Genomic DNA, 14,045 nt, shown 5'->3' with positions numbered 1-14,045 from the left:
ATTTCCGTCATTCTCACATCTCATGTAAAATATTACTTTTACAGCAATGGCGACAGCATCCTGCACATAATTTCGGCCGCTTTCTGCCATCTTCCGCGCTGACGGAACACCTCCGCATCAATAAGCCTGCTATGTTGCAGATCTTCCTTAAAATCCGAAACCAACCGCTCAATAGGCAGCCGATCGAACAGCACGGCCGTCAGCTCGAAGTTACAGAAGAAACTCCGCATATCCATATTCGCCGTACCGACCGAACCGAGAAGCTCGTCCACAATGAGCACCTTGGCATGGATGAACCCTTTTTCATACTCGTAGAACTTGACTCCCGCTGCCAGCAGCTCTTCCACGTAGGACAAGCTTGCCATCTTGACGAGGCGGGAATCGGCGTGATCCGGAATAATGATCCGTACGTCCACGCCGCTCACCGCAGCCGTCTTCAGGGCTTCATAAATTCCTTCATCGGGAATGAAATACGGCGTGGTGATCCATATCCGTTCTTTGGCCACGGAAATCGCCCCGAAGCACATTTCCTGAATGGCATTCCAGTTCAGATCCGGTCCGCTGCTCAATATCTGCACTTGCTCCTCCCCGGTGCATTGATGCTCCGGAAACAGCCCGAAATCCGCAATGCGCTCTCCGGACGCAAGCTTCCAATCGTGCAGAAACACATTTTGCAGAAAATAGACCGCATCCCCCTTTACTTCCAGATGCGTGTCGCGCCAGTAGCCCATATTCGGATATTCGCCGAGATAGTCGTCCCCGACGTTAATGCCGCCCAGAAAACCGATCGTGCCGTCCACGACGACGATTTTGCGGTGGTTCCGGTAATTGATTCTGCGGCTGAACATCGAGACCATTGCGGGCAGGAAGAAATAGAACTCCACTCCCGATTCTTTGAAGCGTTGAATGAATGTTTTCTTGAGTTTATAACTGCCCAGCCCGTCACAAACCAGGCGCACCTTGACGCCTTCCTGCGCTTTTCGAATCATGACGTCCTGAAACTTCGTGCCGATCCGGTCATGGCGAAAGATGTAAAACTCCACGTGAATGTGATCCTTGGCCTCCTCCATGGCGTTCAGCATGGCCTCATACGTCTCTTCCCCATCGGTCAACACCCGGCTTTGATTACAGCCCGTGATGGGACTCTCCGACAAGTGATTGAGCAGATTGAACAAACGGTCATTATGATGAAAGCCGGGATTGTTCATATCTCCTTTTCTTCTGACGACCGCCGCCCGATCCCACAAATGCGCCCTGATTTCCTGAAACAAACGGGAACCCCGCTTGCGAATCTTCAATCGCTTCTGGTAATCCTGCGCCACAAAGAAATAGAGTACAAACCCGATAAAGGGGAGGCAAAATAAAATAAACAGCCATGCCACGGCCTTGGACGGATTTCGAAACTCAAGCAGCAGCACCGCAACCATCTGCAAAATAAAAGTAATAAGTGCAACCAGAAGCCACACCATATCGGCAGCCTCCTCACGATGAATAATATATTGAGCAGCCCTTTGTCAAAACGTTTGAAATGAAAGACAAGCAATTAACTACACTACATCATTGACCAATTCCATATGTATTTATTCAATTACCCAATGCGGCGCCATACTGAATAAGTTCTCTTATCTAATAATTTTTGACATGTTCTTCGAAAGAATAGAATACATACTAGATAAGGAGTTGGCCAAGTCTAGCGGGTGCCCTTGTAAACCATAAATAATGCATGGAAGGGAGATGCCATGAAAACCGCACACCGTAAACAACGCTTAACCTTGCTGGTGCTTCGGGATGCCCAGCATTCAGTCAAACAGGTCCATCTGTCCAAACCTTTGATGATAGCGGTGCCCGCGGCCGCTATTTTGTCCATCGCCGGACTGATCGTTTCCCTCCAGATCCAGTCGGCTCAGACCATCTCGGGGCTGGAGCAGCAGCTGACGCTGAAAAGCCTGGAAGCCTTAAAGATGGAAGTGACGGTCACCGATAAGGATGAAGCCATCGAACGCCTAAATAAAGCGATCATTCAGCTATCGGGTGAAGCAGAGCAAACGAAGGTCCAGATGGAGCGCGTTCAGCAGCTGGAGCAGGAGCTTCAGCAGTTTATTGAGAAGCACGGCAGCCTGTCCGGCCAGACCTCCTCCATCGCTAACGAAGATAAGCAGCATGTCGGCGGTGAATTCATTGCCGTTCATGAGAATGAAATGTTAAACCTCGCCAAGGAGACCCAGGATGATTTCGAGAACATGCAGCAGTTGATTTCACGCATGGAGCAGCATATTCCGCGTACGCTGGATCAGGCCCAGGAAACCCAGGAAAGGCGTGAGGGCACGCCTTCATTATGGCCGACCACCTCCAAGCGGCTCACCTCGAATTTTGGTTATCGTAGCGATCCTTTTACCGGCCGCTCGGCCTATCATGCCGGCATCGATATTGCCGGGAAAACCGGCGATCCTATCTATGCCGCAGGTGCCGGCGAGGTGACGGCAGCGGAACGCAGCGGGGCGCGGGGGCTGTATATCGTCATCAGGCATCCGAATGGTCTGGAGACGTGGTACATGCATCTGGACAGCCTGGACGTGTCGGCAGGCGATCATGTCGAGCAGGGCGAAACGATTGGCAAGCTGGGCTCCTCCGGGCGAAGCACGGGCCCCCACCTTCATTTCCAGGTCGTCAAAAACAATCAGACGATTGACCCTTTGCCTTATCTGCAATAAGCACACCATCCATTTTCGAATAGGAGGAATGACAGATGAAGAAGAAAAACAAGAAGAAACGGGCGACAGAGCGGACCGATACGCTGATCGGGCCAGGAAGCGAAGTGGAGGGCGTCCTGCAATGCGAGGATGACCTGAGGATCGACGGCCGCTTTAACGGCTCCATCGAAAGCCAAGGCTGCGTCACCATAGGCGAAGCCGCGATTGCCCGCTCCAATATTTCCGCTCGGGAAGTCATCGTGGCCGGCAAGGTCTATGGGGACGTGACGGCGGAAAATAAACTAACGATTACGACAACGGGGCAAATGTACGGGGATGTTCACGCAGCTTCCCTTATCGTTATGGAGGGCGGGCTTCTTCACGGGGCAAGCCGGATGGACCAGCAGACCTCTTCTCAGGAAGCCTCGGAATCCATTGACGCCGCACTGCCCCTTAAGCGTCCGGAAGCAGGTTAACCCGGCGTATGGACGACCACCCGAATTCGAACACGATATCCGCTTCGGCCGGATCCAGCAGCCGACACAATCAAAGAGCCCCTTCTCATCCATGTGACCCACACGGCGGAAGGAGCTCTTTTCTCATCGTTATGAATTATGCTGCTACGTCTCTCTTGGTGAAGGCCAGCCACGAGAACAGCATGAACAGTAAGCAATAGACGGCCAAAATCGCTATGGAAAAGCCCAGCCCTACGCCTCCCGGCCCGACGGGCGAGCTGATGTACCCGCTCAGATCGGTGTGAAGAAAGAGCAAATACTTCGCCCATACAAACCGCTCCGGGTTAAAGATAAAACCGAAGATATCCTTCGTAAACAGGACCAGCAGCGATAATCCAATCGCAAGGCCGCCTGAACGGAATACCGTGGAGAGCATAAATGCAATCAGCGAAATGACAAACACCTGGATCGTATCCGTCAGCAGGAGCAAGAGGGAATTGCTCATGGGCGATCCATCAAATCCGTCCGAGAATCCGGCATTGCCGGAGAACAGCAGCATCGAGACAGCGATGCCCACCACCATGGTGACTCCCGCACAGAGCAGCCCGAACAGACACAAGGCGGCGAATTTGGATAACAGAATCTTCCCCCGGCTCCACGGCCGGATCAGCAGCAATTTGATGGTGCCCCCGCTAAATTCCCCGGCCACGATATCCGCGGCGATGACAACCGTGAAGATCGCGCTGAGGTATATGGTGAAACTCTCCGTCCAAGTGAACACGGTCCAGACATCCATCGGCACATCCGTCAAGTACAGCATGACAGGCATGGCTGCATTAAATAAGACAAGTATGCCCAGCATGACCCATGTCCGCACGCGGTAGTAAATTTTCATATTCTCATTGGCAACAAGACGGGTAAAGTTATTCAACAAGAGATCCCCCTCCCGTCATTTCCAAAAATTGATCCTCCAGCGACCGGGTAACCGGCTGTATGGCATATACGCGTATGCCCGCTTCGACCAATGCCGCATTGATGTCCGCAATCATATCCCGGTCACCGCGAACAAGGACGCGATGCTCCCGGGCTGTCGCCTGGTAGTCCTGGAGGAGCGCTGCGGCGGCATCCGCGTCGCTGACGGTAAATGCCGTCTCTTCAAACATCCGCTCTCCCCCGTCCGTGCGAAGCTGCCGAATATCGACCAGCTTGCCGTGACGGATGATGCCGACGGTATCGCACATCAGCTCCATTTCCGACAGCAGATGGCTGGATACGAATACGGTGGTCCCTTCCTCCTGCGTCAATCGCCGCAAATAATCACGCAGCTCCCGAATGCCCTGCGGGTCCAAGCCGTTCGTAGGCTCGTCCAGGATCAGAAGTTTGGGCCGGTGCAGCAGCGCCTGTGCCACTCCGAGCCGTTGGCGCATCCCCAGCGAATAGGTCTGCACCTTCTCATGGATCCGGTTCCCGAGCCCGACGAGTTCCACCACTTCGTCGATACGCTCCTTCGTAATCCCCTGCATCATGCGTGCAAAATGCTTCAAATTATTGTAACCGGATAGAAACTTGTACATTTCCGGATTCTCGACGATCGCCCCGATCTGGGAAGCAGCCTGCTCATAATTTTTCCGAATGCTGTATCCCCCGATGGTTATATCCCCTTGGGTAATGGACATCAGCCCGACCATCATGCGGATGGTTGTCGTCTTGCCTGCCCCGTTCGGCCCAAGGAATCCGAAGATTTGTCCAGGTGCGATATCAAAGGTCACATCATCTACCAGAACCTTCGACGATATTTTTTTCGTAACCCCGAGCAGTCTTACCAGCGGTTCCTGCTTCATGTGAATTCTCCTTTGCCCCTAACGAAACAAGTTCAATATTCCCCATTATACACAATACCAGGCATGAGTCTAATAGACTCCGCTCCAAGCCGTCTGAATCAGCCAATCATTCAAAGGTCCTGCGCCATGTAAAATAGCTCATTGGATGCAGCCGTTTTGCACTTTCCACATATGCCCATAGGCATATCGTATCGATAGAAACCGGTTTTAAACACGCTGACTCCCTCGATCATCGACACGATCCGACGACAACATATACAGTACATTTTCAGTTCATTTTCCATGAATGTTCCACTCCCAATGAGAAATGGCTTGATATAATGGTTGTTGATACAAAATGTATCCTAATAAATTTGCACTCTTTTGTCAAACGAAAACATAAATATTTCTTGGCTATTTAAGGACAATTAGGTGAATTGGCATCACTCCGGCCGATGCTTGATCATATTTTGTATGAGGATAACATTCCGACAGATGGGAGGGTGCGAAAATGCCTGTACTGAACAGTCAAGCCAATGTGAAAAATTTCGGTGCAAAAGGTGATGGCGTTTCAGATGATACGTTAGCCTTCCAACAAGCGATCCAAGCGTGTGCCTCCGGTGCATATTCCGTCATCTATATGCCTAAAGGCCGATATCGCATAACGCAAACCTTGGTATTACCGAAACAGGAAAGGCCCAACACCAACGCCACGCAAGGAATTGGACTTACCATCTACGGGGACGGAATGTATGACAGCGGTATTATTTATACGGGAACAGATTTTGCCCTATACAGCGATAAAGACATGGCCGAGACTATCTTATTTAGGGATTTTTATATTAACCACGCTGCGGGTGGTGGCATCTATCTGCCGCAGGGCGCACACCAAATGTTTGAGCGTTTCTTCTCAAGCGCATGCGGTGAAGGAAAATTCGGAGTTTATATTCAGGGGATGCGAAGCGGGACGAATCCCACATCGGGCTATGGAGGCTATATGATCTCGTTTCGCGATTGCCGTTTCTGGCAGGAGACGGGTTACTTGGGTACGGGCTTAAAGTTAGAGGATATCGTGTTGTGCACAACGATTGATAGCTGTTTCTTCTCCAGGTCTGTGCGAAATTACCCCCATCTGGAAATTGTGAATTCGGACAGCATTCATATTACCTCAACGGCCTTTGAGAGGAGCGAACAAACCGTCCCCCCTGCTTCTCCTGCAGAGGGACGCACCGAGGAAGATGTCATGAGGGACGCGATTGCGGCGAATCAAGTGATGACCGCCCCACTCATCAAGCTGGATAATGCCCGTGCCGTTTCGATCGAAGAATGCCATGCGGAAGCGACCTATGAGAGCTTTGTGGGAATTTACGGACATACGTCAGGCGTGTGGATTGACGGATGCCGTCTGGATCACTACGCGATCACGGATTACAATCCCAATAAAGGATACATCGTCACCGTAGATCCGGGTTCTACGGCATCGCAGGATATCATCCTCGGACCGCGTAACTACCGGATTCAAGCCAATCATCCCAATACGACACACGGTACGCTTATCAAGGACCCTGTCGGCTGCGTAGTTGTCGAGAATATCGCGGACCGGACATCATTTCGGGATGCATTCTATTTAACGGAACGACGTACCGTACCTTATATCGGCTCCTCTGGCCATAACCTGCTTCGAAACCCGTCTCTCAGCGCCATGTTTACGAATGATGTCCCGTATTCCGTCGAACCTGACCCGGGTTTTGCCTTTAAACAAGCGGCTCCATCCGGCTGTATCGTCACCCAAAGTTCAACCGGCTCAAAGACCAAGCTCCGTATGAGAACCGTAGAACGTCTGCATAAGCATGAATATTACACCTTCGTGCTGTCTGGCACGAACCTGTCGGGGAAATCAACACCGCTATTTATTGATATCGGCGGGGACACCAACGATCTGACTCTTATTCTTCCTTCCGGCTCCGAACGCTTTACCATTACGAAAACGTTCAAGAAATACTACACGGACATCGTCGACCTCGTGGTATACGAGCCGCTTAATCTCCAAGTCCATTCGATATTCGTGCTGCCGAATCTGGTAAATAACATTCCTTACGGGGAGGAAACGATCGCGAGTTCGGCTGTCTTTACCGAATTGGTTCGCTCCAGCAGCATGATTCTCAGTCCGTTGCCTGCGATACCGGCTGCTTCTGCTGCCCACCGCGGCCGAATCATCATGGTTGAGGACAGTAACGGGGTAGATTCGCTGTATATTTGCAAACAGCGTTCAAAAGGCGTCCATTCCTGGATCAAGTTAGGATAATCGATGCGATGATCATGATGCAATACAACACGGAGAGGGTGAAGACTTAACGTCTTCCCCCTCTTTTCATGCCCGCTGTTTCATTGTCAGAGCCATTAAGCATCCATGCACTCATCGTCTCATTCGTTTCGATCCATATGCTCTTTAAGCAGTTGATGGATACGCTGACGTTCCTTCTCGCTCACTTGATAATACCAGACACCGCCGATCTTCTGCCCGCCTCCCTGAATTTCGATCTGTTTGATGGTTTTCATATCCTGGCGATAGTCGGTTACAAACGTCTTCATTTCATCAAATCGGACGTCTGTCTTTACGCTTGACCCGACCTCCTTAAGCAAAGCTTCAAGCTTGAAGACCGTTGAAACGTCAAGCGCGCTGTTCAATACTTCTTTCACGATTTGACGCTGCCTGGAGTTCCTGCCTAAATCGCCGCGGGGATCCTCATAACGCATCCGGGAAAAAGCCAATGCTTCCCGGCCGTTCAAATGCAGCCGTCCCTTGGCAAAATGATGGCCCTCATAATCAAATGCCAACGCGTTATCAATATCGACTCCGCCAAGCGCGTCTATGATGTTCGCAAAACCCTCCATGTTGACTTTAACGTAATAATTCACCGGAAATCGGAGCCATTCCTCAACGGTCCGTACGGACATTTGGATGCCTCCGAACGCGTAGGCATGATTGATTTTATCCTCCGTGCCGCGGTCCGCGATGACTGTACGAGTGTCTCGAGGAATGTTAAACATCAGGATCGACTGTTTCGACGGATTGACGGACAGCATAATCATCGCGTCCGACCTTCCCCGGTCATTCGGGCGTTCGTCTACTCCCAGCACAAGCACCGTAAAGGGCTCGCGCCGATCAATATCCGCCGTCTGGATTTCCTGCAGGATGGGATCGGCTGTTATAAAAGCGGGAGGCGATGAGGGTTCCCGCTGCTCATAAATTTGTTCAGCCGTCGCTTTGACGGACTGGTACACATACACACCATAACCGCCTGCCAACACGGTCAGACTCACGAGCGCTCCCGCAGTAATCTTCAGCCATTTTTTCATGCCTCGTCATCCTTTCCGATCTAACACTTCCCTCGGCCTCGATTTCATAGACCTCCAATATGTATATGCACTGACCAGCGTTATTCCGACCAATGCGGCAATCGAATCCAGGACAACATCCTGTGCCTTAAAGATGCGGTACCCCGATGTGCTTTGATGCAGCTCGTCGCTAACGGCATACAACGCGCACAAGCACCATGACACAGGTATGACTATGCTAGCCCTGATCCGCAGCAAATTCGTCAACAGCAGCAGCAACAAGCCACCAAGGACGAAGTATTCCCCGATGTGGGCTGCCTTTCGGATAAAAAATTCAACGAAACCGGGCACACCCTTGGCATCGATGCTAACGATCTCTCCGGCATAAGTAAACGAAACCCATGAAAACCAGTGTTCAATCGCCGCCTCTGGCAAGTGCTCCTGCAGCCACGGCCTTAGATCCTGCTGCTGGTACGACTGGGAGGAGAAGAAAAAAATGATGCTCATCCAAACGAAAACGATGACGATGATAAACAGGAGCCTCCTGCTCCTGTAGCTGCTTCTGTTTCTGCCCACGGCATTCTCCCCCGTCATGAAATTACCTTTGTCCTTAGACGAACTGGGTCATCTCTTCCCATTGAAAGGTTAACCGGATCGTATCCTCCTCTGATACTTCGGTACCGGATTGAACCTCAATGAATTCAAGATCCTCAAGCGCGCGAATTCCATGCAAAGTGCCGGCGGGTATTTTGAGCACATCCCCAGCCTGAACGGACTTTACCTGGTCTTGAATGCAGACTTCACCTGTACCGCTGGTGATCGTCCAGTATTCTTCGCGATGCAGATGATAATGATAGCTGGAGTTCTTTCCTGCATCAATCCGAATCCGCTTGGTAAGAACCTCATGTCCGTTCTTATGCTTTTGCAGATCGAGTACACGGTACCATCCCCAGCGGCGTTCCTCATACATGGGCCGTTGTTCGATATGAGAAATAAATTCCTTCAACCGCGGGCTGGATGATTTCTCCGTAACCAGGATGCCGTCTGCGCCAGTGGCTACCACGACATTGGAGAGTCCCAGCACCGCTACCGGAATATCCAGTTCATTAATCAAATGGGTGTTGTAGCAATCGTCGCTGATGGTCCCTTTCCCGTTGATCGGCGATGGAATCTCCTCTGTAAGCGTGTTCCAAGTGCCCAGATCCTTCCAGCTCCCTTCATAAGGAACCACCACGACGCGCCGAGCCTTCTCGATCACCTCATAATCGAAGCTAATCTTCGAGAGCCTTGCATACTGTTTGGACATTTCCTCATATTGAATCGGCAGTCCCTTATCGATCAGAAGCTGGATCAGATAGTCCAGCTTAAAAGAGAACACGCCGCAGTTCCAATAAGCGGATTGTGCGATGTATTGCGAAGCCTGCTCTTCGCTTGGTTTTTCTTTAAAGCTTTTTACGTTGCGGTAACCACACGAGGCATCCTCCGTCTGTTCAGGGAGAATATAACCGTACTTCTCCGAAGGATAGGTTGGCTTGACCCCCATAAGCGCTATATCCGCTCCGGACTCTTCCAAAACGCGATCCAAAGAAGACATTGTATGAAAGAACGGCTCCTCCACAAAAGGATCTACCGGCAGTACGGTAACTGTTTCCTGTAAATTGACGTTGGCTATGGAATACAGATACACGGCGGCTAGCGCGATCGCAGGGAACGTATCTCTGCGCTGCGGCTCTACGATGATCGGCACCCTGCCGGGAAGCTGATTTCGAATAATTTCAATCTGCGAAATGCCTGCGGCTATAAAGGATGAATCCGCCAAGTTGCTCCTCTGCAATTGCTTCCAAACGCGCTGCACCATGGACTCGGATTCTCCTTCTTCTCCAGGGAGCACCTTAAGGAACTGTTTGGAGCGAAGCTCGTTGGAGAGAGGCCACAGACGCTTACCCGAACCGCCGGACAATAAAATAATCTTCATCTTACTACTTTCCCTCCATCCTTTTATCACAGCATCTATATGGACTGCAGGAGCGTCCGGTATTTGTCGATTGACTGAGCCTTGGCAAGATACCGTTCCAAATACAATCTTCCGCCACGTCCGGTCAATTCCAACGTTTCCGTACCGCATGCATACATATTCGCTATGTGCTGGGAGATTTCGCGGTATTGTTGCGGTTCCACAACGACTCCGCATCCGCTTTCCTTAATAAGGACGGCGGCTTCGCTTCCTTGCTCAAGAACGCCGAGTATCGGCTTTCCTGCGGCCATGACGCCGTAGATTTTGCTTGGAACCGAGACGCCCTTGATCCCTTTCTGATTGACGACCAAATGGACATCCGCAGCGCATAGAGAGTATTTGATGTTTTCTTTAGGCTGAAACGGAAGGAACCGAACATTCCCCAATCCCTTCTCCTCCACATATCGCTGCATCTCGGGCTTCATGGCGCCATCGCCGATAAAAACGAACAGGATATCCGGATGATCCTTAAAATCCGAAGCGACCCGTATAATGTTCTCCAGATCGTAATAAAGACCGAGATTCCCCGAGTACATCACGATAAATTTTCCCTGCAGATCATGATCTTTCAAAAACTTCGACACGTTAGCATCGCTGCGGGGCAGCGGCGTGATATCCTGCTCGTCGGTCCAGTTATTAATTACGCTGTTGCTCGGTACCCTGCGTCCACGAAAGCGGCTGTTCAGCGTCTCTTGCATGTCCTGTCCAACCGTGATGATATGGTCGGCTATGCGGCAGCTCAAATTATCCATTCTCTTGGCCAGACGAAACAGCCATTTTCGATTCGTGTAACTGATAGCTTCGGCTTGCTCCGGATTAAAATCCATGATGTTATAGACGAGTTTCCCGCGTTTCAGCACCTTGCCGATGGCGCCAATCAATCCGCCGATAATCGGAGGAGAAGATATCGTATAGATGACATCCACTTTCTTAATGCGAAGCAATGCGATAACAGCCAATAGAAAATAGGAGAGAATAAACAGGATGCGGCTGAATTTGCTTCGCTTATTCACTTGAGGAGTACGAAGACGGATAATCCGTATACGTTCCAGTTGATCGTATTCAAACATTCTTTTCTTCTGGATGTGGTTTGCGTTTTCCGGCTGAACGGCGATAACCGTCACATCAAAATCATGCTGGAGCTCCAAACAAAGTTCAGTTAGCAGCTGCCCGGACGAAGCATAATCCGGATGAAAATAATTGGCCACAAACACGATTTCTTTTTTCATTTCATGTCCCCTTACTGTCTTGGAATGTTCTTTTCGCCGCCTGAATGAACGCTACCGGGATCCTTATGTATCAAACAGATCATGGTAAGGATCATTCCGTACGACAAGGTTTTATAGCTGACCTGAAACAACAAGCCGATAATGACAGGTACAAAGGCTGCCAGCATGTAGGGGAGCATGGTGATCGTAAACCGCTGAAGAGCCCTATACAGGATCCAGATCAGATAAGTCATCAACACTGCAATCCCGATCAGCCCTCCCTTGAGCAGGAAAAAGCTAACCGCCGAATGAGTGTAGGATACAAGAATGTTGTTTACCGCCGGATCGTGAAACAGGCCTCCCCACCCTACTCCCAGCAGCATGGAATACGGAGAGGCGGACGTTTCAGCCAGTACGGCGGCGAGCTCATCCGTTTTTCCGTTTGCGCCGAAATCCTCCTGTTTGGATACCAACAATTCAAATGAGTTGGATATTTGCTCCTGGGCAAGCATCCCTGCGGCGACAAGAATGATCAGACCGATGATCAGCTTATTCATCGATTTGCGCGAGCTCACGATGAAGTAAACGGCAAAGCACAGCATAGCAAGCGCAAGCGGCGCGCGCTGCGCAACGGCCATGAGAGACCCGAGGGCCAGGAAACCGCCAGTCAGCATCACGAGGCTCCCCAGCCAGCGAAACGGGCTGGAGCTTTTCCACGTATGAACCGCCATGATGGGAAGAAATACGCCTGCAAACGAAACGCTGGGATCATACGGAAGATACAGAAAATTATCAAAGTAATACATTCTGCCCACTTCCAGAGGGGAAATCTGTACAACCACGTAGAATCTGATGGATAAAATAACGCCCATTACGGAGATGATCCAAGGCAATATCGCAAGCCAATTGAGCGTTGAGCGTTTCATTGCCGGCAAGAGCAGGAGCGGAACGAACAGATACACGCACGGAATCAAATCGCGAATAATATCCGTCATATCCCACCCATAAACGACACCGCCGTTCAGAAGCCCAATCCACAGCAAAAAGAAGAAGCCGGCATGAATAACGACAGGCACGGTACCGTAATGGCGATATAACGAGAAACCGCCGCCCATAACAATGATTCCGGTCGGGATCGACACAAACAAGATCAGAAGAACAGCAATCAAAGCTTCCGCGATGCCGGGCTCTGCTGGAAAAGGGGAACTGAACAAGGCATATAACAGCAACGCTGCTATAAATCCGAATCCCCCCAAGTTGGCCACTGAGCTTCTGCCCCGATTATGCAATGTATCCGCAGGGAAACTCAGATTGTGATTCATGGGATTGACTCCTTATCTTTTAAGATCAGAACGGTGAGGAGCATTCCGTAGGAGAGCGTCTTGAAACTGGGCTGGAACAACAATCCGATCATGATCGGAACCCCGGCCCCAAGCATGTACGGGAGATTCTGCATGTTTACGCGCTTTAAGCACTTCCATATAATCCAGCTCAGATAAGCCAAAAAGACAGTAATGCCGATAACCCCTCCCTTTAACAGGAAGAAGGTAAACGCCGAATGAGTAAACGAGACCTCGGACATGTAGGTCGGATCAAAAAACAGTCCCCCCCAGCCTATACCAAGCAGCAGCGTATACACCGACTTGGACGTTTCCTGAAGCACGGCCGCCAATTCATCCGTCTTCCCGTTCGCTCCATAGTTCACCTGCTTGGATAACAGCAAATCAAACGAGCTCGTGATCTGCTCCTGGGCCAGAATCCCGGCTCCTATCAAGATCACGATAATGACGATCAACTTCCGTACAGACCTTCCGGAACTTACGCCGAAATACACCGCAAAGCATAGGGCTGCCAACCCCAGAGGGGCCCGCTGCGCTACGGCCATGAGCGAACCTAACGCCAAAAAACCGCCGATCAGCATGGCCAGGCTGCTTAGCCAGCGGAGCGGATTCGTGCTTTTCCACGTATGCACGGCCATAATCGTCAGGAAGACGCCGGCAAACGAAACGCTCGGGTCATAAGGCAAATACAGAAAATTATCAAAATAATACATTTTTCCGATATCCAGCGGCGAAATGCGAACTTCCATATAGAATCTGATGGATAAAATAACGCCCATTACCGCGATGAGCCACGGAAGAATAGACAGCCATTTGAATTTGGAACGATTCATTGCGGGAAGCAGCAATAAAGGGACAAACAAATATACGCAAGGAATAAGATCACGCAGTATATCCGTTGAATCCCAACGATATATGACGCCTCCATTCAGCAGCCCCAGCCACAGCAGCACAAAAAAGCCCAAATGCAGCGGCATGGGGACGGTGTCATATCTGCGATACAGCGTAAAACCGCCGCTCATGACCAGAATTCCTGTCGGAAGCGAAACAAACAATACCAGCAACGCCGCGATCAGCACTTCCGTCATGCCGGGATTGGCTGGAAAGGGCGCGCTGAAGATAGCGTAAATCAAGAGGGCCAGAATAAAGGCAAGCCCCCCCATAATTCCTCCTCCAGTC

The 14,045-nt window shown here is 50.7% G+C and carries 12 protein-coding genes; 3 read left to right on the top strand and 9 right to left on the bottom strand.

Annotated elements, in window-relative coordinates:
* Positions 1-38: 38 nt before the first annotated feature.
* Positions 39-1,469: a cardiolipin synthase gene (cls, locus tag RB298_RS24605; RefSeq protein ID WP_015737305.1), complete on the bottom strand. Its 1,431-nt coding sequence runs from the start codon at positions 1,467-1,469 to the stop codon at positions 39-41.
* A gap of 270 nt (positions 1,470-1,739) precedes the next feature.
* On the opposite strand from cls, the gene RB298_RS24600 reads away from it, so the two are divergent.
* Entirely contained in the window at positions 1,740-2,711 is a 972-nt protein-coding gene (locus RB298_RS24600) for a M23 family metallopeptidase (RefSeq protein ID WP_486049013.1), read from the top strand.
* A 35-nt stretch (positions 2,712-2,746) separates the two neighbouring features.
* Positions 2,747-3,166 carry a bactofilin family protein gene (locus tag RB298_RS24595; RefSeq protein ID WP_213579706.1) on the top strand — a complete coding sequence of 140 codons (420 nt, stop codon included), beginning with the start codon at positions 2,747-2,749 and terminating at the stop codon, positions 3,164-3,166.
* 136 nt (positions 3,167-3,302) lie between these two features.
* Here the strand turns inward: RB298_RS24595 and RB298_RS24590 are convergent, their stop codons facing one another.
* Together RB298_RS24590 and RB298_RS24585 are read right to left on the bottom strand one after the other, a co-directional pair.
* Positions 3,303-4,076, bottom strand: coding sequence for an ABC transporter permease (locus tag RB298_RS24590; RefSeq protein ID WP_486049011.1), 774 nt, complete (start codon positions 4,074-4,076; stop codon positions 3,303-3,305).
* The gene (locus tag RB298_RS24585) at positions 4,069-4,986 is read right to left on the bottom strand and encodes an ABC transporter ATP-binding protein (RefSeq protein ID WP_096776553.1); all 918 of its coding nucleotides are present in this window, start codon (positions 4,984-4,986) and stop codon (positions 4,069-4,071) included. The genes RB298_RS24590 and RB298_RS24585 overlap by 8 nt, the downstream gene beginning before the upstream one ends.
* A 490-nt stretch (positions 4,987-5,476) precedes the next feature.
* On the opposite strand from RB298_RS24585, the gene RB298_RS24580 reads away from it, so the two are divergent.
* Complete coding sequence (locus RB298_RS24580; RefSeq protein ID WP_036665170.1) at positions 5,477-7,270, top strand: glycosyl hydrolase family 28-related protein; 1,794 nt, start codon at positions 5,477-5,479, stop codon at positions 7,268-7,270.
* Between the two features lie 119 nt (positions 7,271-7,389).
* On the opposite strand, the gene RB298_RS24575 is transcribed toward RB298_RS24580, so the two are convergent.
* The 6 genes from RB298_RS24575 to RB298_RS24550 are packed head-to-tail and all read right to left on the bottom strand — an operon-like array spanning position 7,390 to position 14,029.
* Positions 7,390-8,325, bottom strand: coding sequence for an LCP family glycopolymer transferase (locus tag RB298_RS24575; protein WP_096776554.1), 936 nt, complete (start codon positions 8,323-8,325; stop codon positions 7,390-7,392).
* 6 nt (positions 8,326-8,331) lie between these two features.
* Positions 8,332-8,880: a VanZ family protein gene (locus RB298_RS24570; protein WP_015737312.1), complete on the bottom strand. Its 549-nt coding sequence runs from the start codon at positions 8,878-8,880 to the stop codon at positions 8,332-8,334.
* A gap of 34 nt (positions 8,881-8,914) precedes the next feature.
* The gene (locus RB298_RS24565; protein WP_096776555.1) at positions 8,915-10,279 is read right to left on the bottom strand and encodes a sugar phosphate nucleotidyltransferase; all 1,365 of its coding nucleotides are present in this window, start codon (positions 10,277-10,279) and stop codon (positions 8,915-8,917) included.
* A 35-nt stretch (positions 10,280-10,314) separates the two neighbouring features.
* A complete protein-coding gene (locus RB298_RS24560; RefSeq protein ID WP_486049007.1) occupies positions 10,315-11,547 on the bottom strand; it encodes a glycosyltransferase family 4 protein in 1,233 nt (410 codons plus the stop codon).
* 11 nt (positions 11,548-11,558) lie between these two features.
* Positions 11,559-12,848 carry a hypothetical protein gene (locus RB298_RS24555; RefSeq protein ID WP_036665164.1) on the bottom strand — a complete coding sequence of 430 codons (1,290 nt, stop codon included), beginning with the start codon at positions 12,846-12,848 and terminating at the stop codon, positions 11,559-11,561.
* Complete coding sequence (locus RB298_RS24550; protein WP_096776556.1) at positions 12,845-14,029, bottom strand: hypothetical protein; 1,185 nt, start codon at positions 14,027-14,029, stop codon at positions 12,845-12,847. The genes RB298_RS24555 and RB298_RS24550 overlap by 4 nt, the downstream gene beginning before the upstream one ends.
* Positions 14,030-14,045: the final 16 nt, after the last annotated feature.

The organism is Priestia sp. BR_2, assembly GCF_041954005.1.
Lineage (GTDB): Bacteria > Bacillota > Bacilli > Paenibacillales > Paenibacillaceae > Paenibacillus_AQ > Paenibacillus_AQ lautus_A.
The sequence above is the reverse complement of the archived record's forward strand: the minus strand, read 5'-3'. Positions and strand labels throughout refer to the sequence as shown.